Annotated in this window: 26 protein-coding genes and 1 tRNA gene; 9 read left to right on the top strand and 18 right to left on the bottom strand. The window is 37.4% G+C overall.

All coding sequences use genetic code 11. From position 1 onward, the window contains the following. Nucleotides 1–42 precede the first annotated feature (42 nt). On the top strand, nucleotides 43–1278 hold the full coding sequence (locus ACQ86H_RS00560; RefSeq protein WP_431295503.1) for a RagB/SusD family nutrient uptake outer membrane protein: 1236 nt from the start codon (nucleotides 43–45) through the stop codon (nucleotides 1276–1278). 65 nt (nucleotides 1279–1343) lie between these two features. Here ACQ86H_RS00560 and ACQ86H_RS00555 read toward each other — a convergent pair whose 3' ends face one another. From ACQ86H_RS00555 to ACQ86H_RS00545, 3 genes are all read right to left on the bottom strand, one after another. Further along, nucleotides 1344–1664, bottom strand: a complete 321-nt coding sequence (locus tag ACQ86H_RS00555) for a hypothetical protein (protein WP_431293496.1) — start codon at nucleotides 1662–1664, stop codon at nucleotides 1344–1346. Between the two features lie 150 nt (nucleotides 1665–1814). Next, complete coding sequence (locus ACQ86H_RS00550; RefSeq protein ID WP_431293495.1) at nucleotides 1815–2051, bottom strand: hypothetical protein; 237 nt, start codon at nucleotides 2049–2051, stop codon at nucleotides 1815–1817. A 256-nt stretch (nucleotides 2052–2307) separates the two neighbouring features. Then, nucleotides 2308–2601 (bottom strand): hypothetical protein, encoded by a 294-nt coding sequence (locus ACQ86H_RS00545; protein WP_431293494.1) that lies wholly within the window; start codon nucleotides 2599–2601, stop codon nucleotides 2308–2310. A gap of 246 nt (nucleotides 2602–2847) precedes the next feature. On the opposite strand from ACQ86H_RS00545, the gene ACQ86H_RS00540 reads away from it, so the two are divergent. Then, the gene (locus tag ACQ86H_RS00540) at nucleotides 2848–3687 is read left to right on the top strand and encodes a LytR/AlgR family response regulator transcription factor (protein WP_431293493.1); all 840 of its coding nucleotides are present in this window, start codon (nucleotides 2848–2850) and stop codon (nucleotides 3685–3687) included. Between the two features lie 245 nt (nucleotides 3688–3932). Here ACQ86H_RS00540 and ACQ86H_RS00535 read toward each other — a convergent pair whose 3' ends face one another. The 11 genes from ACQ86H_RS00535 to ACQ86H_RS00485 all read right to left on the bottom strand — a co-directional run bounded on the left by ACQ86H_RS00535 (nucleotide 3933) and on the right by ACQ86H_RS00485 (nucleotide 14763). Continuing rightward, nucleotides 3933–4907, bottom strand: a complete 975-nt coding sequence (locus tag ACQ86H_RS00535) for a DUF5712 family protein (RefSeq protein ID WP_431293492.1) — start codon at nucleotides 4905–4907, stop codon at nucleotides 3933–3935. A gap of 2 nt (nucleotides 4908–4909) precedes the next feature. After that, a complete protein-coding gene (locus tag ACQ86H_RS00530; RefSeq protein ID WP_431293491.1) occupies nucleotides 4910–5473 on the bottom strand; it encodes a BfmA/BtgA family mobilization protein in 564 nt (187 codons plus the stop codon). A gap of 704 nt (nucleotides 5474–6177) precedes the next feature. Beyond that, entirely contained in the window at nucleotides 6178–6495 is a 318-nt protein-coding gene (locus ACQ86H_RS00525) for a helix-turn-helix domain-containing protein (RefSeq protein WP_431293490.1), read from the bottom strand. A gap of 146 nt (nucleotides 6496–6641) precedes the next feature. Next, entirely contained in the window at nucleotides 6642–7397 is a 756-nt protein-coding gene (locus tag ACQ86H_RS00520) for a hypothetical protein (protein ID WP_431293489.1), read from the bottom strand. 235 nt (nucleotides 7398–7632) lie between these two features. Then, entirely contained in the window at nucleotides 7633–8148 is a 516-nt protein-coding gene (locus ACQ86H_RS00515) for a hypothetical protein (protein WP_431293488.1), read from the bottom strand. Between the two features lies 1 nt (nucleotide 8149). Then, on the bottom strand, nucleotides 8150–9712 hold the full coding sequence (locus tag ACQ86H_RS00510) for an FAD-binding protein (RefSeq protein ID WP_431293487.1): 1563 nt from the start codon (nucleotides 9710–9712) through the stop codon (nucleotides 8150–8152). Nucleotides 9713–9794: 82 nt separating this feature from the next. Beyond that, nucleotides 9795–10190 (bottom strand): GNAT family N-acetyltransferase, encoded by a 396-nt coding sequence (locus tag ACQ86H_RS00505; protein ID WP_431293486.1) that lies wholly within the window; start codon nucleotides 10188–10190, stop codon nucleotides 9795–9797. Continuing rightward, nucleotides 10180–11187, bottom strand: coding sequence for a hypothetical protein (locus ACQ86H_RS00500; protein ID WP_431293485.1), 1008 nt, complete (start codon nucleotides 11185–11187; stop codon nucleotides 10180–10182). The genes ACQ86H_RS00505 and ACQ86H_RS00500 overlap by 11 nt, the downstream gene beginning before the upstream one ends. Further along, the gene (locus ACQ86H_RS00495; protein WP_431295502.1) at nucleotides 11153–13249 is read right to left on the bottom strand and encodes an FxsB family cyclophane-forming radical SAM/SPASM peptide maturase; all 2097 of its coding nucleotides are present in this window, start codon (nucleotides 13247–13249) and stop codon (nucleotides 11153–11155) included. Before ACQ86H_RS00495 ends, ACQ86H_RS00500 begins: the two co-directional genes overlap by 35 nt. A 146-nt stretch (nucleotides 13250–13395) precedes the next feature. Continuing rightward, the gene (yhhA, locus tag ACQ86H_RS00490; RefSeq protein WP_431293484.1) at nucleotides 13396–13578 is read right to left on the bottom strand and encodes a YhhA family cyclophane-containing RiPP; all 183 of its coding nucleotides are present in this window, start codon (nucleotides 13576–13578) and stop codon (nucleotides 13396–13398) included. A gap of 90 nt (nucleotides 13579–13668) precedes the next feature. Then, nucleotides 13669–14763: a glycosyltransferase family 2 protein gene (locus ACQ86H_RS00485; RefSeq protein WP_431293483.1), complete on the bottom strand. Its 1095-nt coding sequence runs from the start codon at nucleotides 14761–14763 to the stop codon at nucleotides 13669–13671. Between the two features lie 932 nt (nucleotides 14764–15695). Here ACQ86H_RS00485 and ACQ86H_RS00480 point away from each other — a divergent pair. The 7 genes from ACQ86H_RS00480 (at nucleotide 15696) to ACQ86H_RS00450 (ending at nucleotide 20689) form a co-directional block, all read left to right on the top strand. Next, nucleotides 15696–16169 (top strand): ATP-binding protein, encoded by a 474-nt coding sequence (locus ACQ86H_RS00480; RefSeq protein ID WP_431293482.1) that lies wholly within the window; start codon nucleotides 15696–15698, stop codon nucleotides 16167–16169. A gap of 226 nt (nucleotides 16170–16395) precedes the next feature. Continuing rightward, complete coding sequence (locus tag ACQ86H_RS00475; protein ID WP_431293481.1) at nucleotides 16396–17085, top strand: hypothetical protein; 690 nt, start codon at nucleotides 16396–16398, stop codon at nucleotides 17083–17085. A gap of 211 nt (nucleotides 17086–17296) precedes the next feature. Beyond that, nucleotides 17297–18808, top strand: a complete 1512-nt coding sequence (locus ACQ86H_RS00470) for a PIN domain-containing protein (RefSeq protein WP_431293480.1) — start codon at nucleotides 17297–17299, stop codon at nucleotides 18806–18808. Next, the gene (locus ACQ86H_RS00465; RefSeq protein WP_431293479.1) at nucleotides 18786–19157 is read left to right on the top strand and encodes an ASCH domain-containing protein; all 372 of its coding nucleotides are present in this window, start codon (nucleotides 18786–18788) and stop codon (nucleotides 19155–19157) included. The genes ACQ86H_RS00470 and ACQ86H_RS00465 overlap by 23 nt, the downstream gene beginning before the upstream one ends. Nucleotides 19158–19187: 30 nt before the next feature. After that, nucleotides 19188–19370 (top strand): HNH endonuclease, encoded by a 183-nt coding sequence (locus ACQ86H_RS00460; protein WP_431293478.1) that lies wholly within the window; start codon nucleotides 19188–19190, stop codon nucleotides 19368–19370. Nucleotides 19371–19817: 447 nt separating this feature from the next. Next, nucleotides 19818–20384 carry a hypothetical protein gene (locus tag ACQ86H_RS00455; RefSeq protein ID WP_431293477.1) on the top strand — a complete coding sequence of 189 codons (567 nt, stop codon included), beginning with the start codon at nucleotides 19818–19820 and terminating at the stop codon, nucleotides 20382–20384. A gap of 17 nt (nucleotides 20385–20401) precedes the next feature. After that, on the top strand, nucleotides 20402–20689 hold the full coding sequence (locus tag ACQ86H_RS00450; protein WP_431293476.1) for a hypothetical protein: 288 nt from the start codon (nucleotides 20402–20404) through the stop codon (nucleotides 20687–20689). A gap of 226 nt (nucleotides 20690–20915) precedes the next feature. On the opposite strand, the gene ACQ86H_RS00445 is transcribed toward ACQ86H_RS00450, so the two are convergent. From ACQ86H_RS00445 to ACQ86H_RS00430, 4 genes are all read right to left on the bottom strand, one after another. Next, on the bottom strand, nucleotides 20916–21677 hold the full coding sequence (locus ACQ86H_RS00445) for a Fic family protein (protein WP_431293475.1): 762 nt from the start codon (nucleotides 21675–21677) through the stop codon (nucleotides 20916–20918). 233 nt (nucleotides 21678–21910) lie between these two features. Further along, entirely contained in the window at nucleotides 21911–22411 is a 501-nt protein-coding gene (locus ACQ86H_RS00440) for a hypothetical protein (protein ID WP_431293474.1), read from the bottom strand. Between the two features lie 908 nt (nucleotides 22412–23319). Beyond that, nucleotides 23320–24591 carry a site-specific integrase gene (locus ACQ86H_RS00435; protein ID WP_431293473.1) on the bottom strand — a complete coding sequence of 424 codons (1272 nt, stop codon included), beginning with the start codon at nucleotides 24589–24591 and terminating at the stop codon, nucleotides 23320–23322. A 313-nt stretch (nucleotides 24592–24904) separates the two neighbouring features. Beyond that, a tRNA-Arg gene (locus tag ACQ86H_RS00430) sits at nucleotides 24905–24976 on the bottom strand. Nucleotides 24977–25092: the final 116 nt, after the last annotated feature.

Raw genomic sequence — 25092 nt, 5'->3', positions numbered from 1 at the left:
CTTGATGAAAAACCGGACAGAAGCCTTTCAACCCCTGATAAACTGCAGGACCTCCAGGCACTGTTGGACGGGGCCGCGAGAATGAACAGGGCCGCAATCGCCCCTATGAATGCAAGCGATGAGTTTTATTTGCAACCTACTGTTTGGACAGCATTGCCAAAGCAATTTGATAAGGACTGCTATGTCTGGTCCCCTGAAACACAGAATGACCAGGACTGGGAGGCACTTTATATTATTGTATATTATGCAAATACGATTCTGGACAATATTGATCGCGCTGGTAAAAACGGAACAGCCGCTGAATACAACAGCATAAAAGGTTCAGCATTGTTTTTCAGGGCCCATGCATATTATCAGCTTTCACAGACCTTTGCAGCACAGTTTGACCCTAACACAGCAGAAAGCACTAAAGGTATTGTGTTACGAGGGAATTCAGACTTTTCAATACCTTCGAAAAGGTCCACCATAAAGGAAACCTTTGAACAGATATTAGGGGACTTAAACGAGGCTAAAACCCTTTTGCCTATTGATGTACTTTATAAAACAAGAGTGAACAGGGCCAGTGCCTTTGCGCTGATGGCAAGGACATATCTTGTTATGGGCGACTATGACAACGCGCTGAACAATGCATCATCTGCTCTGGAATTAAATAACCGATTGCTAGACTTCAATACCCTGGATGCTAGAGCTACTGCGCCTTTGCCTCTGTTCAATGATGAAGTAGTATTTTACTGTAATACCAATCTACCCCTAGTCTCAGTTTCTAGCAGAGCCATAATTGACACGGCCTTATACAGGAGCTATCAAGATAATGATCTTCGAAAATCTGTCTATTTTTCATCTAATGGTAAGGGGGGATACTTTTTCAAGGGAAGTCTAAACGGCTCTACCTCCAATACTTTCAATGGAATTGCAAATGATGAGCTTTATCTAATTAAAGCTGAATGTGAAGCCAGGACGGGCAATGTACCTGAATCAATGAGAACACTTAACACCCTGATTCGAAAAAGGTTCAAAACGGGAAGCTTTACGGATTTCTCGGCCGAAACCAGTGACGAAGCACTCCAGCTGATCCTCGCCGAACGTAAAAAAGAGCTTATTTACAGAGGATTACGATTCTCGGATATTAGACGTTTAAATATGAAAGGTGCCGCGATATTTCTCACTAGAAACCTGGATGGTAAAATTTATAGGTTGGAACCTAATGATAAAAGATTTACTTGGCTCATCCCTCAGAAAGTTATCAGTTTAACTGATCTTGAACAGAATGAGCGTTAATAAAACTAAATAGGGTACCGTAAACTTACAGTACCCTATTTACTCCTATAAATTACCTATCTTATTTAGTCCACTTTGAAGTGTACACTTTCGCTTTGCTCAGGAAAAGTGGTCGGAGATGGAGTTCCCGGATTCTCAGCTGCCAAAAGGGCGTTTAAATCTGTTTGACTTAAGCCGGTTGTTGGATCCTGAGATGGATTCTCTATATAAATCTCACATAACGAAACATCTCCGCTACATCCACCACCACTAGGATTTCGGGTATAGCTTGCCGCTGAGTTTTGACTTCCAGACGGATTATAACTAAACCAGGTTGCGTCGTATTTTTTTGCTGGTTTAAATGCAAAAGTCAAACCCATGATTGCTACAAGAGCAAATGTAAACATAGCTCCAAGCCATGTTTTTTAGTATTAAATGATTTGGTATACATACCGTTATTGTTTAAATTTAAAATGATTTAATTATGGTCGCCCTTGTGGCGGGCATTCCGAAAAGGACTGTTCAGCTTTGGACAGCCTTTTTCCTTTCAGCAGGCCTTACGGCCTCGCCGGGAACAGCGCATATTTTCGAACATGTGGAAAATAAACAACTACTCTCTTTTGGGCATGGTATTTATTGGGCTCACTTAATGCAGGCGAACCTAATTTTGCCTCTACATTAGATAAAAATTTAGTAATCATTTTAAGGATTAGCGTTGCAAGCATAGAAGGGTCAGTTCGGAAAATTATTTCCGATATCCGATCAATCCATGTAGCTACCCTTAAAGTTTTCATAATTCCTGTTTTTGCCTAACATTTACCCTTTTACAACAACCTGGCTGTTGCATGCCCATTCTAAAAATATACGCGCGTATCGCTGCGACTGCGTCCCCTGTATAAAGTCCGGTCAAAACTTGCGAGCACCTGCCGGTTTCCGCACCAATAACCTAATCAACTTCTGGGCAGATTATCTTAGCGCTTTGTACTTAACGCCCGGGAAGGGCGGCTGAAAACAGGTGCTACCCACCATATTTCAATATTTTTTCCCAAATCAATGGGGGCTGTTTTCTTTTTTGGAACGTCGTCTTTTCTCTTGCTCAAGCTTTTTGAGGAGCTCTTCCCTCTTAGCGGCACAAATAATGACACTCTCACGTTCGCGCTGATAGTGCATGACCTGTTTATTACCTTCACGAGCCAGTGTTTCCAGTCGCAGGTCCGTTATCTGATCCTCGCATGTGCAATTTTTCTGAGGAAATAGTGCTGCCAGTCCAACCCCAATGACAACTGCGATAATGCCAAAAAGGCTTTGATAAACTTCTCCGCGTTCCGGCTTTTTAAATCTCATCCAAAGAAATTTATACTCTTTTTTTCAGGGCCTGACGGCTGTTCATTGAAATCATTGTTCATTGCCTATCGGATTACTTGAATAAATTTAGGCCTATCCTTTCAGAAAAATAGAGACAAAAAGAACGTTTTTCCGTCAACTGCACCAAATTCGGAGGTGAACTGTCCCTTACTTTGATGAATTGATCCCAATGACTGGCCATTAAAAAGGTCTTTTTGTATTTTTATGAAACTAATAAGACAGTTTATGCATAGCAAGAAATCAGATGGCAAAAATCTTCCAGATTATTTCAGCTTTGGCTGGATGATGCTGATCTCGCTATGCATAACGCTTTGTTTAAACTGGCCAACAATGAACTCACGGTTTTGGCATACCTTCATCCAAGATTGGTATCACATTGCATGTGCAAATACATTTGCAACCGTTTTCATCATGATAACCTTTACCAATATTTTCACAAGTTATCTGGATTCAAAGTGGCTCTGGGAGAATGATTTATGGAAACGGCTTGTTTTTCAGATTCTATTAGGATTTATGGCACCTATACTGATCTGTTATTTTTTCAGTTGGGTTTCTTTTTATTTCCTCAACGTCAATATCAGCTCAACAAGGTATATCCGGAATATGTCCAGCTTACTTGTGCTCATCTGTATCATGATCAATCTCCTGCATATGGTGTATTATTATATACATAGATCTTCAGAATGGCTAAGTAATAACCTTGGAAAACCAAAACCAGCGCCAGTTTTGTATCTATTTATCCCTGATGGGAAGGGAGAGAAGAAAATTGCAACCGCAGCTATTGCCTATATATATGTAGAAAACGGGACAACCTATATCCAGCATCATAATAGTGAACTTGATGTATGTTTTATAGCTTTAGACAGTCTCTATAAAAAACTAGACGAAGCATCCTTTTTCAAAGCAACAAGAAGTTATATTGTCTCTTCTGCGGCAGTAGATAGTTATGTAAAGATTCCACACAAAGGCCTTAAAGTAAGACTACGACCAGAAACCCCAGAACCTATAAACGTCAGCCGTTCAAAAGCCCCTCGATTTATAGACTGGTTAAAAACCGACTCTTAGTAAAGTTTTTAAACACACAGTCCAGGTAAATCTGTTGTTTAAAATGACTAAGACTTTTAATCGGGCCTAGCTGTACCAATCATTTTGTTTGGATTACCAACCAAAAGGGATAAGATTTTTTCAGTAGAAGCAAAAAGCAAACGAAGGGAAGGCCCAAGGGTGGGGTTTGCAGGCCGCAATTGTGTGGAGGGCAATCCAACTGATTCTTACTGATTTAGTTTCCAAGAAGTTTTTGCTTTATCCTATCACCGCTGCATACCCTGACCATGCTTTCTTGACTTTTTACGCCTTCTCTTTTCAGCTTCTTCAACAGTATCAGCCGCAATGTCGGGAATATAAATAGGCGCTATCAATACCTCTAAAAAGTCTCCAACAGATTTACCTGTTACTTGCAACATATCTCCAACAGAAGAAAACAATCCTTTAGCTACATCACGAGCAAGATCATTGGCTACCGATCTACTTTGATAGCTTTTTGCAGCACCCTCCAGCAGAACATCCAGCTGCTCCCTTTGCTGCAAAGTACCGTTTTTTAATATATTGGCATAGGCCAGCGTATCTTTCAGGTTTCGCTCAAAGCCAAACTGCTCATCAAACAAACGCTCACCACATTGCTTAAAAGTCATCCGGTCGAACTGCCCCATTTTTTTAGAGTGCTCAGCATTTCGTCCTTTCGAACTGTTCATGGGACTGAGCTTTATTCTATTGGTGATATCCCTGCGGCTGACGATCACTTGTATATGCAGCTGGTTTCCACTCTTTTTTTCTCCACGCTTCCGGCTACCATCTTTAACCGCTGCATCCTTATGGCTATAATACCGGTTATGCTCCACTTTGCCAAACCAGAGCAGACCCTTATTGCTGTTTATCCCAGGGCGTCTGAAGTTCTTTGCATATTCATCCATTACTTTCTCTGCATATGTTTTCAGCACATTTTTCATAGCAGGATCCCCAACCGATTTCCTTAAATGCTCCAGTTCCTTTTGGCTTGGGCTGATGTTGATCAGGAAAAACTTGGCCTCATGTCGCCCCAGTTTTGCATTGTTTCCATCCAGTGCCCGGCGTACTTCATAGGCCTCCACATCCTGACGGCTTCCATTGAACCATAGTTCCGGCTGCTTTAGGTCCTCAGTCCGGTTCTCCTTTTCCAGGTAATTTACCAGCCCTCCACTGCTGCCCTTGTTACTCGCTTCCTTATTGTCCGTAATATTGATATACATGTTTATAAAAGATCAATCTGGTTTCTGGTTATCCTGGCCAGGCCCTCTTTCTCCCTAGCTGAAGTCATCATACCAAAGGCATCCCTGCTTTTGATGTAAGTGCCGAGTATATAGTGAAACTGCTTTTTAAGCTGCTCCCTCGTCGATAGTTTCACCAGGATGCTTTTGAGTATCTCATTTGTATTCAATAGTTTGCTGCTGTAATTCTTTCCAGCCGATAAAAGTTCACCTTGCCCACTGACCAGGGTAATGTTCTTTTTCTCCAATTCCCTTAAAAGATTATTGATATCCTGTTGGTTACCCGTCATCCGATCCACCTCTCTTTTTATCGGAATAAGCAGGTCATTTTCCTGGGACCTAATAAAACCAATGTAATCCTTGTGCTGTTTGAGCAGTGTATTCTTTAATAGCTCATCATTGATATCAAGCGGATCTTTCTTACTCCGAAAGAAGTAATCTACCATCTGCGCAAAAACCAACCGGTTCGGGCGGCCAAGCTTTTGCGCGATCCTGTCCATTTTGAGCGCGGTCTGCGTATTATATTTTATAGTTCTTAAAGTTTCCATTTCAGCTTTTCCTTGTTCGTTAAGTAACTTGTTATGTATATCGCTATATATATTACCCTATAGATATACAGCTATTTATGCATATACATATCTGTATATGCCAAACCCTCACCAGGGTTCCTTTTCATTTAATCTTACCGCGGCCAGCGGCCAAGAGAACCCCTGGAGGGTTCTCCAAACAGCCTTTACGCTAGCGTAAGGCTAAGATGGTGAGGCTCTGCCCAACCACCGCTTGCTCCTTTTTTCTGGAAATGAAAAAGGACCTTATGCATGTTGCTTTAACCCCTCAAAGTTTTTTAGTGGAGACCGATCCCAACAGATCTCTCATAAGAATTATTCAAAAAAACTATTTTAAAATGCTCAAATTATTATGTTACACTCACAAAATCCATAGTCATCTTGAAGATAAATTGCAGCTCAACACAGCTTCGTCTTCCAGGTTCCAGGATACCCGGCTTCCAAGAAAAGGATTATAGGAAGGGCTATAAAAGATATACCCAAAAGCCTGAAGCTCACCAATACACTTGTGATAAGTTGAGGTCGAATAGATCTTGGATGAGCGCATCAGCTTGCTCCGGCTGACCTGAAAAGGGTGATTCAACCCAGAATTTTCCGAGGCAAAGATCAGCGCAGCCAAAAGGCTCACGTGAAACGCCGAAAGCCTTTGATCCGCCTGAATCCGACATTTGAGATAATCAAGGTTTTTATTTATGTTCCTCATGTGCCTCCCCCCGAAATAATCGTTTGACAACCGCATTCTCAGGCGTACCATTCCCCAGGATCCGCCTAATATCCTCACGACTAAAATATACAATGCGGCCAATTTTGGTAAAGGGTAGTTTGCCGCTCACCCTTAGATGCAAAAGGGTACCGGCAGAAATTTTCATCAGTTTCCTAACCTCAGAACTTTTGAGGTACTCATCAGGCGTTGCCATTTGGAGCGGAACAATTTTTTTGATCTCTTCGATCAGATCGCTTTTTAGTTCAAGCAGATCACTTTTGGTAACCAGGTCTAAATTCATGTCTCTTAAAATTTAATGATCAATGCTCTCCAGCTAGCTATAACAATAAGCTATCTATTTGGAGATTTCACATCAAAAGTGAGAACAGAAACATGTAATCAGATGCCCAATGGAAGTGTTTGGGCATAACTGCGCTTTAAAATAGGCTAATGTCGATTAACAGGTTTAACCGGAACGATATCAAAAGCTCGATCCTTATCAGATATGAAAATATATTTAGAAGAGTCTTCAGAAGAAAAATAATTCTGGGCGGTCGCCAATGGTATTGACTTATCTCCATGTACAAAATTCTTGGCAATCATTTTATACCAAGGGCTGAAACCTTGAGTGCTCAATAACCTTTTCTCATTTGGCAGCATAAGCTTTTGTAATTGGCGCATGAGATCCATAAATGCCGCTAAATTCCCGCTGTTAATTACTATTTTTTCACTCGCCTCATACTGCAGGATTTCATCGAGCTGAGCCTGTAAACCTGTCAGATTTCTTTTAAGTTGCGCAATTTCTGCATCCCTTTGACTCAGCATCTTTTCTGTCGAAGTGTTTACATTCCATTCATCAATGGTATTTAAAAATCCTTGGAAGGCTTCTAATTTATCGAGATTCGCCGAGTGAATCTCATATACGGATCTGAACGGATCCTTAGCTGAATAAAAAGTAATTCTTCTTTGAATGCTACGGTTTACTTTACGAAAGAAAGCTTCCTTTCCATCCGGATTCTGTTGTAGATAATGATTCTGGTGAAAATCGTAAAAGGCTCGGTATTGGCAATCGGGCAGGCTATAAAGTTTTAGAGCAAAGAAATTATCCTCTAATTTTCTGTTAGGGAATATTGGATTACCGATCTCATATGGGTGTGGAGAAAAGTCAAATCTCCCCCGAAATTTAAAAAAATGTTCTGCCATGGTAAATATTAAGTGATCTGTTCCATCGCTAATCTGAGAGGGAAAAACTATCAAATACTTTCAATATACAAGTCTTTAAAATAACATACAAGCACTTTTGGATCAGTCAGACGATTAGAAAATTGACTTGGCGTTGGATAATACCATATCTCAAAAAATAAATACGAACAAATACTATTATTCGATTTTTTAACTTGAATTGCATATGTGTATGTTGATGCTATGATATTTAAGGTCAATTCCAAGGAAGCATTTCGAATGACGAATATTGATTAATTGTTAAAGGGTATTCATCCAGGTCTTTAAAATAGCCCAATTCCATTATGCACGCATTTTTTATCTCGTTAGAACGGTTGTATTTAGGCGGCTCAAAATCAACTTCTGCCATGATTAAATCCTCACTAGTCAAGGAAATATTCAAAGTATTAATAAATGTATCACAAAATCGCATAATCATGTTTTGAACCTCGGAATTATCAAAAAAATCTAAATCACCAGAGTCCATGTAAATCACCGCATTTACTGAGTTATACGGCCTCATGATGCCAGATTTTGCCCCCTCATACCTAGCAACAATAGGTATTGTTAGTATAGTTTTAGGTGAATATTTTGTGTCGTAACGACGCATTACATTGAACAGTGACATGAGTTTATCAAACTCTTCCTGGTCTGTATTTTTTACCCATAATGGTTTTCCTGTGCTAATCGTATATCCGATGTTACCCCTGTCGATTTCATAAATCGTTCCCACCTTATGATCTTTTTTTATATCCAGTGAGTAGTGGTGCATATGGAGTTAGCATTTGATAATATAGATCACCGTCTATACTTACTACTCGGTGCATAGTGACCCGTAAATCTTTTTCTTCGTTATAGTGTTCAGCAAGAGAACCACCTAAAATATCGATAAATACGGAACACAAGGATTTTGTCTTTTTTGACAAATGATGCCGTCTCCCCGTTTCTTTGAAATAAGTGTTAAAATCATCCTTTCCCCAATTGGGTTTTATTATTCCATGAGCAGCGCTTTTATTCTGAATTTCAGCAAGTTCACTCAATCGCGTTGCCTCATTTTCCGTAAAATTGGCACGCATAATCACTTTTTCCTTATCGGTACCAACTCTGGGTATCATTTTTCTTGGAGCACCAATAGGCTTTCCTCCAGATTTTGGATCATTTGGATTAAGATTTGTTCCGTAAGAAAATTTTTTAAACGAAAATAAGACATATGCTATAAATGCGTTGATAAAAGATATCTTACTGTAATCAAGTATCTTATGAAAATCATCCTTTAATCCAAAAAGATATACATTGACAGATGCATCAAGTTTCGTGAACAACTTTTGCCTATTGTATTCATCGATGATATATTCAAATTCACTTGCAGGGATCTCCATGAATTCATTTTCATACAGGTCTTCTATTAATACTCTACTTTTTATGCGTTTATCACGAATTTTCACCAATTTTTGGAATAGTTTCCTGCCGGCAGGATTCGCATGTAAAATTTCCAAAAAAGATTCGTAAGAAAAATCTCTAATCAGGATGTTGAATAAATCTATCAGCGCGCCATCGCCTGTACCCTGAATAATGTAATTGCATTTAGAAAGGTCATCTTGTTTGATTGATGTATCACGCCAATAGGATTCAGATCTATTATCTTCAGATATTAGCTTTTCGATCCCATATCCAATTGCATAGATGATCATGTCGGCTCGCTTGTGAATAACCTGATCCCCATACCGACTTACTGTAGTCCCGTTGATTTCAAATTTCTTTCCGGTATCTCTTTCCTTGACTTGCAATTCTTTAACATTACAGTACTCCACATAAGAATTTGATGCCAATTCGAGCGCTTCTTTTCTGATATCACCAAATTCTTTTTTTATAAATCTAACAACATTCGCTGCCGTATCGTGATGCCAGTTTAGGATTGGAAGGTTAGTCCTTGTTTGTGTGGAATGTTTTTCCGGCCAATCATATAAATAGGGATGAATGTCTCTGATGTTACACCCTGCTTGAATGTTGAGTGTTTGAGATCCTTCTTCAATAAGTATTACTTTGCACTTGGATTTTAATGACGCAGCAGCAAATGTCAGGCCTGCAATCCCTCCACCAATTATTGCAATAGTGAATTCTTCTTCACCTTCGGGAATCTTCTTGGTCTTTTTCAATGCGTCAAAGATGTTCAACGCTCTAATCTGTTGTTTGTAAAAAGTTATACCACTTTCAAAAATGCCAATGATGTATTTATAATCACTGATTCTAAATAGTTCGAGGTAATCTTGAGGCTTATTTGGTTCGGATTTGGTCATTAAACTTAGGTTATACATAGATAGTTATTTTTAATAAAAAATAAAAACCTATTTTCCTTTAAGAGAACCTGTTATCTTACGTTTATATTTTACGCTCCCATACCATCACTATCTGCTTAAATGCTGGATGTTCTATGTGTTTGAAACCAGCTTCTTCAGCTGCACGGATTGAACCAATATTCGATTTACGTGTATGCATGTACACTTTATCTAGTGCACTTTCGAGGCAAGCGAGTTCATATGCATATCGTCCAATATGACGTCCTTGAAATTGTTTATTAATAAAGATGTCCAGAGAAGGGTGGTTCCCTAACACTTCATTTTCCTTGAAGTCAATGTAAATTTTCCCAACACGCTTGTTTCCAAGCATTATATGCCAGTATTTCCCCCTTATGTGGTCATGCAAATTCTGACCGCTCCCCTGTTTCAGATAAACATCACTTGCTTTGACCGGATCATGAATTTGTTTATTGGTCATTTTCTTTGAATTTAAGGTCAATGATTGCAGTTGCTTCGTCCCAAAATTCTACTGGAAAAAACCCTGGCGATAACGCAATAGAAACGTTTTCCAATTGAGATCTTGGAATGGATCTTAAAATACATCCGAAAACTTCAGAGACCTGATCTAAGACACGCTCTTTTTTTGGATCATGAATTACACTGTGCATTTGCCAATCCGAGTCCCCATCAAACCTATTGTTAAAGTAATCCATATCGACATGCAAAATAACCGGAACGTCTGTAGGAATATCAGCCATAAATGTCGTCAAATCTGCCGTCGGATAGTACATTTTGCTATTTTCTGTTTGATCTTCAAAAATCATATTGGGCCGATCGCATTCCGGGCAAAGCAGGTCATCCTTCTCAAAATCTATTTTGATGCCTCCAACTTGATAAGCTGTAGCCATCCGGTGGGTTGGTAAAAGGTGCCTGAATTCGATATTCGGAATATGATGGAAGAAAATTGGCATAAAACTCCCAACAGCAATTGCTCCACTTTCTATTGCGGATATAATCGATTCCGGCTTGCTCATTGATACCGGTTTTCCGGTCAAAGGATCAAAATAACTATTAGTTCCTTTTGCAAACAAAAGTGGCGACATACAATCACGGTGGTCATCTACATGAAGTATAATTACCTTTTTGACATCTTTACCTTTCTGCACTTTTGCATCAAGCCATTTAGACCATGCATGTAGGGTCCAGTTATCATTAAGAGAAAATTGGTAGAAAGGCTTTTCCTGAACAGCGTATGGTATGCCGCCAACTGTCAGCTTGTTGCCCCACCATTTTAGACCATCCTCTAATTTCTCATCAATGTAATATAATTCATTCTTTGGCCAGGTTAAATGAATGTCAACCATTTCCCCTATAAAATCTAATCGATATTCCTTACCGGAAAAATAGTCCGCTATCATTTGATGCCGGTCATCGGTTGATTCAGGAAGTTGTTGTAAGGGAAGGGTTATTTTCATACTGTAGCGTTAAGTATCTTGTTTGTAATATACTTAAGATATTCCTTCCGTATGCGGTCAAGTCACATTTTTCAACAACATCGAAACCTGTTTGCAACTGTCCTCTCACACGTTTGGTTTCAGTTTGTGCTTTTATTTGAACTTCTTTGTCTGGGCTGTGTTTTAAAAACATCCAAAAATCAAGTAGCTCGACAAAGACAAATAGGGCATGGAATAATCCGGAAGGGGGTCTTAATTCTTCCCTCCAGGGTGATGCTACCAATGGGTAGTCCGAATTGACAATAGGAGCCACTCGTTGAAGCATATAGAGCTTCTGATGCCGATGTTCATGTATAATGGAATCTGAGAGATCTTCCGGAGCGATCATGTGGTTTCCTCGCATCAGTTGAACATATAAGGCGCCTGGGACGCTGTTGTCACTAAACGATACTACCTTGTCCGGATGCGCGCTCAAATCACGTATATATTGAACCTCCGGTGAAATCAAATGCATTTCCTTGATTAACAAAGGCTTCCATTCTAAAATTAAAGCCAGAGCTCTTTGTAGTGTATCAATACCTGCATCCGAAATATTTTTGTTTTCAAAATAAATTTTATCGCCAAACGGCGCTCTAAGCCACACGCTTTCATTTTGAACTTTCGGCCAATCTATATTATTATCTTTTGTCAAAGAAGCGATTTCACTAATATAATAGGGATCCGGTAAAATAGTCTGCCCTGATATATCGTGAACCTGAATCCCTGACATATCTTTTTGCATTACGTCCGTCCATGTTACTACTTCAGGTCGAATTACAATCTCTCCTAGTTCATTTGGACTCAAACAATTTAGATGTTTAATAGGTTCGGCTAATATTGAAATATGGATATTATCAATTACTGATCTAAATTTCGCAGTTTGAGCTTGGATAAAATCCCCTCGAACTATTTGTAAAGCAGAATTATCTTCACTTACAGATTCATATTCTGGCAATAGGTCAAGTGGAAAATAGGTTGAAGAACTTTCTTGATGGTCAATCTCACTCTGTATCTGCTCCATAACACGCTTATTGGCATGTTCAATCAACCCTTTGAGTTCGCGACAATAAATGCTCGGATTCTGAAATCCGTTTTCGCTAAAACGATGAGCAACAGCGCCACCTCCGCAGATATCAACAACAGAACAAGCTTGACAGATTTCAGTTAGGCCCTCTTTTCGTAACAAAGCGCGGTGTTTTGCAACCTGCTTTGACTTAAGTGCTTCCTCAATGTCATTAAAATACACACTGCCATTTATAAGGTCCGTACCCTCGCCGGTAATCTTTAGCACATCAAGGTCATGATAGCTTCCGTCGGTCTCTATAGTAATCAGACTGACGTCACCCAATCCGAAGCCGTCAGTTTCACTTGGCACTCCCATCAATGAGGCTAAGATCGCATCAAACGTTCTTATTTTCATACTTGGGTAATTATCAAACCAAGTATCGAAGCAGGTAAGGAGCCAGTTTAAGTATCTATTCGGATTTTTATTGATACCTGGAGGAACGGTTGCGTAATTAGCATCTGGTAACAAAAAATCAAGCTGTGGAATACTGCGCTGAGCAAAAAAATCTAATACTTCCTTCGGATCGTTATCTGCGTCGATCACGGCAATTACACCCGAAAATACCTTGGGATATTTTTCTAAAAGGGTTAAGGCCTGTTCTGTTCCCGCATAACTCGACAAACCCCTGTGGTCAAGACGATGACGGTCATTTGCATCAGCAGGGCCATCAAGACTTAACGAAACTTGAATGTCGGCATCCTGAAATTTTAAAATGTCATCTTCTTTAAGTAGTACGCCATTTGTTTGGAGCGAGAATTCAACAATAACATCAGGAAGCGAATTCTTTAATGACTTTGCATGAGCAACCAATTTGTCTGTTGACATTAGTAGCGGCTCTCCTCCGTGGTAAACAATTGCTATCCGATCTAATCTTTTGTGTATCGCATATTCTTGGATACGTTGAGTAGTCTTTTCGAGCGTGTTGTCTGACATGAGTTTTGGCTGCGACTTCCAGCTTTGGTCCAAGTGGTTGTACATGTAGCAATAATCACAATTGATATTGCAACGCGACGCAACCTTGAGTAAAAAGCAACGGATAGTAAAGTCGGTCAATAACTCAGGCATATAAAGTTTGGTTTAGGATTAAGAGAGACCAAAGTATTATGTCCTCTTAGCAATCAAAATTAAGAACGGTTATGGCGATGGTGCATGCGGTCGTAAGCGGTAATTGCTTGTACCCCTGAAGCCTGCATCATTTTAGCGCGCATACGGCTTAAAGCAGGATGTTCTGGGGTGATTTGCTTCAATTTTGGCATTAACTCTTGATTGGATGGCTGCTGAGACGCAGCAACTAATTGGTTTTCCATAATTTTTATTTATATTTTTTTAAAAATAGCAATATTGTATTTGAAACTGAAATAAAATTTTAATGACTCTTCAATATACTAAGATTATATCTATTTAATCAAATCTCGCAGATAATTATCGATTTCATATTTGATAACCGTCGGATTGTTGTCAATTGCTGCAAAAACATCCGTCAAAAAAACGCCAGGCGTGTTTTGCATTTCTTTTTTACTCCGGTTAGGAATCAAGGAGAGAAAAAATTGAGTTAGGTTGTCCCCTTGCATGTCCTTATTGCCATTCAGCGTTCGACCAACATGAATCGGCAGGATATAAAAAAGTCCTATGATATGGAGTATTCTAGCGAAAACGGGCTCACTAAAACTTACTACATCGACGTTTTGAAGATTCACTGCATCATTGTTTTCCATCCATAAAATCTCCCACCCACTTTCTCTGGGAAAACCAGCGGTAGCAAAATGCATTGAGGGATTTTCAACGATTTTTCGTTCTGAATGATATGCTTTAATCGATCCTATATTCCTTTTTTCTGCCCCCGTAATTTGTCCTTTCAAAAACAACCTTGTAGTTTCCGCAAAGATTTCGTTTCCGTTCGAAGTGTATTCCCTTGTGTGGCCTCCCCATTTTATATAATCACTCAGCCAATAGGCTACTACTTTGTCGTCAACAATATAGTCTTGTAATTTTAGAAACAGTTTCTCATAATGAGCATCTGTTTTTTCCAAGAGATCAATGTAGTTATTATTCTCATGTCTAAACTCAGGCGTGTAATCGACGCAAGCTTCAACCAGAAAGTTTTTCCCATACTTTTCGGCCGCTGCTTTCATTGATTCAACATAGAAGTATGGATAAATAGTGTCGGCATCTACCTGTAAGATCACAACATTGCTAATATTGATACCAATTTCACCGCAAACAAAAATAGCATGTTGATTTCCGCTTTTTCTAGCAGGAATAAACCCTTTTTCTTTTTCAAAAATAATAAAGACATGATTTGGAGGTGATGAGTTTTGAATTTCCTGGGCGACCTTCCTAGTGGAATCCGTGGAATTGTTATCAACGATAATTAGAAATGCCGATAAATTATAACATAACTCTCCAAGGCCAAAACCAAGCGAATTGCAAGCTTCGACCATACTTGCTTCTTCATTTAAGCACGGCATTACAATCACAATTTGAGAGTTCATCGATTCAGAGTTTGATTGAGTAAATTACGAAGGAAAACTCATAAATCAAATTACACTTGTAATTGGTTCATTTCAAAATGCTGTGTTTTCCTGGTGTTATGCTTTGCTAGCTTGGAGAAAAGGATGGGATATCCTGTTGGACTACGCTAAAGTGAGGGCTCGCGGGAGAGAAGAAATTTGAGGCTGGTGATCCTATGCGTTCGGAGGGAAAGGGACAATTTAGGCAGTTGCCCGGCAATCAAATTCGCGTACAGTTTGGCCCGAAAGGGGCTGACCAATTTAGGGTTCTTCCCCAATTTTGGTGGTCAATAATTTTATTTAATGGACACAATACATGTATTAAGTAGTACCCAAATCCGTAAATTGAGGGTAATGATTATTTAAGAAATGACTCGGCTTTTTCGGGTCGAAAGGAAATCGCCAATTGTTGTTTGCGTGAGAAAATAACTGTATCGGGAGCATCCTAGCCAATGCATTTTGTTTAGTAAGTTAGAGTACTCAGCGGAAAAAACCACCAAAATTGGGGAAGAACCAATTTAGTTGAAATATACAGAATTGATTATCTAATAAGTGAGTTGCAGTTTGACCCTATATGTAATTATGTTAGATTCAATAACAAACGGGAAAATTGTATTTATAATTTAGAAGAATTTATGATGAGATTAGAGTGTTTGAATTTAAGGGGAAGTTATTAGATAGAATATTTGAGTGCTATTTTATACCAATCGGTAGTGAAATATATTTAGTATTCGCATATAAAGGATATGAATTTGTTATCAATTTGGCTGGTTCCAGCATTGAAGGTTACAAAAATTGGCTAATCCTAAACAATGATATCAGCCCACTAAGTTTAAAACCTGATTCACCAAAATTTGATTAGAATAATATTGTCAAAGTAATTCTCTTATATTTAAAGAAATAAGATTAACTAAATGTTCAAAAATATTGCTTTCGTTGGAGGGATTCATGGTGTTGGAAAAAGTACCATTTGTAAAAAAATTTGTGACGAGCTAAACATCACCTATCTTTCCGCAAGCGATGTGCTTAAATGGAAAGCCATTAAGAAGAATTATAAGGATAAAAAAGTCGAAGATATACCATATACTCAAAATCAACTTATACTTGGATTAAAAGGTTTAATAAAAGATAATCAATATTACTTATTAGATGGACACTTTTGTTTATGGGATAAGCAAAATAATATCTCCAAGATTCCAAAAGAAGTATTTCAAGAGATTAATCCTCTATGCCTAAGTGTTGTGATTGATGAGGTATCGGAAATAAAGAACAGGTTAGAAAGACGAGATAACTTGCCCTATGTCTACACAAAACTAGAAGAAATGCAACTAAGTGAAATTGAACACGCCAAAACCATTGCAAGCCACCTTAAGACCTCTTTTTTCTAGTAAGACATAACGATTATTCAGAAATTAAAAAATGTCTAAAATTAACACTTAATAAATAAACACATCCGACGCTCTCAATGGAAAACACCTTTTTTTATGCAGTAATAAGGACGACAAGATCAAATTCGAACGCTTTCACATTTGTACTTGGGAATTTAGCAGCAATAAAACGCTAATTGAATTTGGAGGAGAAATAAACAAAAGCTCTATTCAAGGCATGGACATCTTGCATTTAGAACTATTTATTCCTTGGCTTAGTAATGGCACTAAAATAACAGATTTATACAAACAGCTTTGCGAGACCACAAATAGCCGATTTATTTTTAATGATTCAGTTAATGGTAGTGATAACTTAGATGGTGGAGCAAATAAATTGGGCATTATTCATAAATTTCAGAGCCGTGACCCATTATGTATAGTTCCTTTCACCTCTAGTATTGAAATAGGTAAAAAATTGATCATTACTGTGGATTTAAAGCCTTATAATAATTATACTAGCGAAAAGCCCAATATCTATTTTAGGTTTTGTATCCAACTTAAGGGAGTTTATTTATCGGCCCGAAAACTAGGAATTAATAAGTCAACTATTATCTACGATATAAAAATAAACGAAAAGAGAAATATACCTTTAAATCAATTGCATGATTTCGCAGATAAAGAGTTTTGTGAAATAGAAGATTGTTTCAGCTTTAATATTTTACCAAGTAGTTACGATATGGTGTTCCCAGATTCGTCATTAAAAAATGTGCGGACCCTTGAGCATAATTCGTTCACAAGTTATCTTGGGGAAATTATAGATATCCCAAAAGATGAATTGATGGTGGTTTTTAATAAAAGAAAAGAAACCTTTACTTTTTTTCTATTTATACCCAAGAAAGAATCGGTCCGGCACAATTTGCTGCCGCTATCCTCATAAATATTATTTGTGGAGTGCTCTTATTTGTTCCGTCTTATAGAAAATCATTCGATCCCGAAATCGCACTTAAAGATGTTTGGTGTAATCTCCCTTTAGAAATATACATATCATTATCATTCGCTATTTTAACATTAGGTTATTTTATGTGGCTGACATGTGTTCACTACACTAAAGCATTTTTTTCGTGGACTAACAAAATATTTAGAAAAAAATGAAAGCACTCTTAGACACAAACATCATAATTCATAGGGAAGCGGGGCGAGCATCTAACCAAGACATTGGAATATTATTTAAATGGTTGGATAAAGCAAAATATCAAAAATGTATACACCCAGCCACCGTTCATGAGATAAACAAAAATCCGAATAAATCCACAGTAGATGCATTTAATATAAAGATGGAAAGCTATGAACTACTACAAACTATTGCGCCGATGTCTCCTCTAGTCGCAATGAGTTCACAAAAGTTTGATGTCAATGAAAACGATAAGATCGATTCCATTTTATTGAATGAAGTTTTTAATGATAGAGTTGATTTATTAATATCGGAAGACAAAAAAATTCATAGGAAAGCACTAGAACTGAAAATTTCAGACAGAGTTTATTCAATAAATTCGTTTTTAGAAAAAATATATGCTGAAAATCCAGAATTAGTTGAATATAAGGTTTTAAGTGTAGAGCAAAAATTATTTGGGGACCTAGATTTAACTGATCCCTTTTTTGATACGCTCCGTGAAGATTATACTGGTTTTGATAAATGGTTTAATGGGAAGGCAAATGAAAAGGCATACGTTACCTTTAATAAAGAAAACAATAAAATCCTTTCATTTCTTTACATTAAAAAAGAAGACGAAACTGAGTTGTATTCAAGCTTTTTACCGTCTTTTACTCCAAAGAAAAGATTAAAAGTTGGAACATTTAAGGTTGTAAGCAACGGAGTTAGACTTGGTGAAAGGTTTCTTAAAATCATCTTTGATAATGCTTTATTACAAAAGGTTGAGGAGATATATGTTACCATATTTGATAAAAGAGATGAGCAGAGAAGACTTATATCATTATTAGAAGAGTGGGGATTTAAGGCATTTGGTCAAAAGGGGAGTGATAATGAATTGGTTTATGTAAGAGATTTTAAACCCAGTTTCAATCTGAAAAAACTTAAAGAAACCTATCCATTTGTCGGATTAGAAAAAGATATTTTTTTAGTGCCTATTTACCCAGAATACCATACTGAATTAATGCCCGATTCTATTTTGCATACTGAGGCAAAGGCAAATTTCATTGATAATGAACCTCACAGAAATTCGATTGGTAAAGTTTACATCTCTAGATCAAGAGAAAAAGATATCAAAACTGGAGATATTCTCGTTTTCTATAGGACTGGTGGATTTTATAAAAGTGTTGTAACAACAATTGCAATAGTTGACAGTGTTTATTTTAATTTTGAAGGGGAAGATGATTTCATAACTAAATGTAGAAAAAGGAGCGTCTTTACGGACGACAAACTTAAAGAATATTGGAATTACAATGTGAGAAATCGCCCTTTCTTGGTAAACTTTTTATATGTTTACTCATTCCCAAATAGAATTAATTTAAAGAGGTTAATTGAACTCGGAGTGATAAAGGATTTGGAAAGTGTACCTAGAGGATTTCAAAAAATAACTAAAGAAATGTTAATCAACATATTAAAAGATACAAATAGCGATGAGAGTATTATTGTCAATTAAACCAGAATACGCCTATAAGATATTTGAGGGGACCAAGAAATTTGAATTTAGAAAGATTAGATTTAAAAATCCCAATATTAAAACAGTAGTTGTTTATGCATCATCTCCTGTACAAAAGGTAATTGGAGAATTTGAAATAGAAGATATATTAAGTTTTGATCCAGATAGAATATGGCGTATAACTGAAAAATATTCGGGCATTTCTGAAGCTTTTTTTATGAATATTTTGCAAATAGAGAAATTGCGCACGCAATCAAAATTAAAAGTACAACCATCTATTCAAAACCTCTCTCTATCAAAGATGATTTTAATGCTTATCCCCCGCAATCTTTTATCTATTTGTAATTGAATAAAAAGATTATTTCAGGAATATGACTAGTTGTATTTTTTGTCAAAAAAATTTTCTAATATTTCCACAGGTGTTGAGCATATAGTTCCTCAATCACTAGGTAACATTAATCATATTTTACCAAAGGGTTTAGCCTGCGATTCCTGTAATAATTATTTTGCCGTTAAGATCGAAAAGCCATTATTAGCAAGGCCATATTTTCGAAATTTGTGACATCGTAATTGGAATCCGAATAACAAACAGGATACCTTTTAAAAAGGTTTTAATCCTTCACAAAGAAGGAGGTTGGATAGATTTGTATGTTCATCTAATAAAATTGAGTTCGTAGAACTAGCATAGGCATTTCTGTATTTTGCAAAATATCCTTTTGGGAAAAAGTATATTGCGAAATGTAAAATCCGAATTTACTAGGCTCGAACACAAATTGTGCATAAAAACAGATTTATCAATGGCGCTTCCATGACGAACTCAAACTGGAAATATAGAGATGTAAAGTTTTAAACTTGAATATGTGCTTATATTTAGATGCATGTAAAAAGATAGTAGAAGCAAATAGCTCTTTTCAATTTGATTTTTTTAATTAATTATTGAATGAAATTTAGTCAAAAATCATGCAAATTATTTTAATGATCCACATATTTGTCACCGAAAGGAATTGGTATGCCAAAATTAGAGGAATTAAAGAGTCATCTTAAAAAAGGAGCGATCTACAAGAGGGATGAACTGCAAAAGTGGTCAAAATCCATAGACAGGCATCTTTCGGAACTTACAGGTGAGGGAACTTTGAAAAGAGTTGGTCCGGGGCTATATCACTTTCCAAAGAAAAATGCATTTGGTTTTGAACCACCGGCGGATGAGATGCTTATCAAGAAATTCTTGGACAATACCAACTTTCTGATTACTTCTTTTAATTATTTTAATGCCTTGGGTCTTGGGACTACCCAGTTGTATAATAAACAGATTGTTTACAACCACCTGCGTAGCGGAGATATCAAGTTGGCTAACAAATTGTTCACCTTTAGGAAAAAGTCGGCTTTTCCAACCAAGCCTACCAAGGAATTTTTAGTGGTTGACCTCATCAATAATTTAGATTCACTCGCTGAAAATCAGCCCAAGATACTTGAAAAGGCACTGAAAACAGCAATGAGCTTGGATCAAAAGTCTTTAGGATATGCCGCTGAAAAATATGGAAACCCAAAAACAAGAAAATTATTAGCAACGAACTAAGTAATTACCTAAGTTATATGAGTAGCAAGTTTCTTCACCAGCGAAAGGATTTTAAAAGCCTGATTAGTACATTGTCAGCTGAGACGGGTACACTTGATGCTTTAATAGAAAAGGACTATTGGATCATGCATGTACTTTATGGCATGAAAAATCTGGGCCTTGGTTTTGAACTAAAGGGACGAACCTCGCTATCGAAGGGCTTCAAGATCATCGACCGATTTTCAGAGGATATTTTCAAGCCTATGCAGACTGCTCCTAATCGCATCAGCACCACCAAAGACCAAAAAGTCGGTTGGAAAAAATAGCTTTCCGCGTTTATTCTTAATTATCTTGTTAAATACCTGATTATGTGCAGAATATTTCATGATAAAATTATTTTTTTGTCACAAATTCATGAAATATTTGTGACAGTTTCTACTACCTTTTTTGGCTCAATTCGCGATTCGCGAATTGAAAATCTTTTAAATTGAACGCTTGAGATAAGATCGTGAAATACCCACTATATGCTGCCTAATTCAAAGCTTTGCTGGTTTAGTTGTTATCAAAGATGTCGTTATAGATTTTCTCCATTTCCGCAAACTCTCCCTCAGTGATTTCCTCAAAATTTTTCTTCCTGCGTTTTGGGAAAACACCCTTATTTTGATGTAAGAAGATAATAACTTCGTTTAATCTTCTATCAGGCATGTCTATTAGGTTTTGCAGTTCCCGCTTTAACTCATCATACCGTTCTAAAAAATGAAGTTCTTCAGATAGGTCCTGCTTAATTGTCGCCTGTATAGTCGTAGCAAGATAAGCACATTGTTGAGTTAGATCAGGGTATCGAAAATACGCATTGACTTCCTTGGGATTAGTGATTATTATTTCTCCTCGTTCGTCCCGTTTGAACTTTAGTCTCTGCATTAAAGGTTTGGAATAATTCTCTAACGCTGCATCATAATCTCTCATATTGTTGACCATATGCGCAGATACAGGTATGATTAACCCATGCTCCGAAAGTCCATCACGTGTCAGCATATCATGAATTAAAAACCTATGGATTCTTCCGTTTCCATCCTCAAATGGATGAATAAATACAAACCCAAACGCGATGATAGCCGCCCTCACTACAGCAGGCCCACCAGTTGTTTTTTCTTCCAACTCAATTAGACCCTCCATCATAGATTTAACCATATCAGGCGGAGGACATATATAATGGTAAATTTCCTCCATGCGATAGTTCGTTTGCCCAACAAAGTTCTGAAAATTTCGGAAACCTTTTTGAGCATAGCGTTGATCGACAATGGCATTTTGCAATTCAGTTAGGCTTTTGACATCAAGCACTTCAGCGCTCGGAGCAGTTCCAGCTTTATATAAAATGGCTATAAAGCGGTCGATTCTTTCAGGCGACGGCTTTTCACTCTCTATTTCGTATGAGGACTTGGTTTCTTTCCTATATAAATATTGGGTTGCCCTTTTAAAGACTTCAGGGGAAAACTCTTCTTTTAATTCTTCAATCTCTGCTCTATAATCAATATCTAATACATCCTCTATGGCCTTTGTACGACGGACAATCGGGCAGAATTTTCGCCCCCTAAGAGGTTATCATTAATTCTCCATCTGCTATTCTTGATCTGCTTTCCTGTAACATACTGTTCTTCATCCAATAAATTCACGTAGTTGCCGCTGGGTTCAGCAGTAAGGTCAAGTTGTTTACCAGTCAACCATTCATAAAGAAACCCCAGCTTCCTGCTGTATTTACCTGAAGGGCTAGCTGAAATAAACTTATCCAGTTCTTTTCGATCTGCACGTGCAAATACCGCACTTAATAAATCAAGATTAACATCCTCATATTTTAGAAGAAACTCTAGATGGCTCGGTACCGTATTGCCCCCAGGAGCATATTTCGACCCAAACTGCTGATCTATGGTACCATCAGCTGCCATCTCTATCTTATTTTGAGTTCCGATAAAAGACCGTTTCGTTACTCCGTATCCTTCCAGGTTCAAATGCTCTTTTAACCATTCACTGCCTACTTTGTTCCTTGCCATTTTTTTCAGTAAAACGTTTATTATTTCAGTAAATTTAATAAAATACCAATATGATTCAGTAAAACAAATACAAAATCAATAAAATTAGTATGAAAGAGTTTCCATTAAGTAAAACAAATCTAGTCTTCGTAAAACGAATAAAACAAATTAGCTATTGAGTAAAACTGATTACAAACAAGTAAAACAGGTATATTTAAGATTTCTATAAGTAAAACAATTACACAGACCAAACTTACGCATGAGGTTAACAACGCTTTATCTGATATTTAATTCCAAAATCCGTTTGTTTTAACCAAATATCACCATTTTTCTCCTGAACCTGAAGCGTCGACGAACTCATTCCGTTAGTGCTACTCGACCAGTAACCTTAATGTTATTTTGCTTAATGGTAAGGTTTATAATGGAAGGGCCATTTACGTAACCCTTAATGATAACAGCTAAGCTCTCATTAGGTGCACAACACCAACAATGAAACCCATGTTGGACGAACCGGGTACCGGCCACCCAACTATTGCGCATTCATAAAGTTTTAGAGGAACTTTCAACGTTGTTATCCTTAAAAAAAGATACAATACTTTTCGATTTTATGACTGCAAATATTTATCTGTACAAATACACTGCTTTTGTCAATATTAGCAGTATATTTTCAAGTAATCAAATGCTGTCTTTTTAAAAGGATCGGATCATAATCGGATCGTATCGGTCCATATCGGATCAGAATCTAATCATTTGCCTTTCAACTAGCGAAATCCCAATCTTGATCGAACTGACCGACATCAATGTCGGTCAGTTGTAATACCATATTTTAAAATTTCTTAATCTGATTGTTACTTGAATCAAATACATCAGAAATGATTTAAGGTTGACAAGACAAATTACAACCAATTTCCGTTTACATTGAAAGCAATTTATCTAAATAGCTTCATAACTTTCATATCACCAGTATTTTCTTCTTCCTTATCTCGGTCTAAAAGCTTCTCCTGTAATGCAGACATCTCAGTACTAACTTTAGTATCGATCACCTTCGCATAATGCTGCGTTGTTTTCAAGCTGTTATGCCCAAGCATCTGGGATACGGTCTCAATCGGAACACCATTTGAAAGCGTAATAGTCGTCGCGAAAGTATGACGAGCCAGATGATAAGTGAGTACTTTAGTGATGGTACAAAGATCGGCGATTTCTTTCAGGTAACCATTCATGCGTTGATTAGTGAGCACTGGCAACGCCACTTTTCTCCATCGGCATATCCTGTGGTTTTTATATCTGTCAAGAATTACTTTTGCCTCATCCAACAAGGGGATGTGACAGGGTGTTTCCGTTTTCTGCCGTTTGATGAATATCCATAAATTACCATCATCACCTTTTGTGATCTGATCCGACCGAAGCTGCTTCACATCAATATAAGAAAGGCCTGTATAACAACTGAAAATAAAAATGTCACGAACGATATTTAAGCGCTCAAGTGGAAAGTCCCTGTTTTTGATCCGATCCAACTCTTCCATATTTAGAAAAGTCCTTGCCTTAGCTTTAGCCGTATTTCGATAATTTAAAAATGGATTCCCTACTATCCATCCGGCACCCAGGCAATACAGCATGATTTTTTTCAGGTGAACAATGTATTTCCGAGCAGACATTGCATTATTTCCCCGGTCAATTCTAAGAAATAGCTCATAATCGGTGATAAATTTAAAATCCACCTTTTTGATGTTAATGTCCTGAACCTCATATTTGAGCTGAAGAAATTGTTTAACATGTCTGATGGAACTTTGATAGGTTTGAAACGTAGCATAACTGTATCCTTTACCAATCAGTTTTTCCATATTGTCATTGTGCTTCTGGTAAACTCTTAGCAGGCTATGGTTAGACGTATTCTTTCCGGTAAGATGATCCCTCAAGACTACCGCTGTCACCTCATCTTCCTTTTCAACAAGAGAGGTATGAAACCTTCGAACTTTTGAGGCCAGCGTGTCCAGATAATCATTAAGTTCCCGGATCTCCTCGCGCAGGCCAGTGCCTTTTCCTTTAAGCGCGGACCAGAAGCTGGGAACAATTTCCCTGCCGACAGAATATTCCGAATGTTTTCCTTTCACGGTAATCCGTAAATAGATGGGCATCATCTCGCCCTTGATAAAATTTTTCGGTCTTTTCAGATAAAATAAAAGATGAAAATTGTAACTCATAATGATACATTTAAAATTAAACAAATGTACATTTGAGCCAGTGAGTCATCAAGATGTTCGTCAGTCGAACGAGCTGTAAATCAATATCTTACAAAATAATCCGGCACCCGAACATTTCGGAATAATTCTGGCTTTGATGTTTCGATCAATCCACTGATCTACAGTACCTTACAAAAAATCGTCAGTTTTCGACTCACTAAAATTAACCATTCAGAATGGTCGAAAACGAGTCTTAATGTAGTCATAAAAACCAAAACAAAGTCTTGAAAATCAACGATTTGCGCGACAATGTTCTGGTTTGAATCTAAGGAAGTGGTCCCGACGAGAATCGAACTCATATCTAAAGTTTAGGAAACTTCTATTCTATCCGTTGAACTACGGGACCATTTTGTTGCGCAAATATAGTAAAAGTTTTGTCGCAAGAGAATTCATTTTAATAAGGATTTCCCACCAAGAATTGCATTTAATAATTAATTAGAAAGGTTATCTTTCGGGATTATT

Origin of the sequence: Pedobacter sp. P26, from assembly GCF_050632135.1 — a bacterium.
Taxonomy (GTDB): Bacteria; Bacteroidota; Bacteroidia; order Sphingobacteriales; family Sphingobacteriaceae; genus Pedobacter.
The sequence above is the reverse complement of the archived record's forward strand: the minus strand, read 5'-3'. Positions and strand labels throughout refer to the sequence as shown.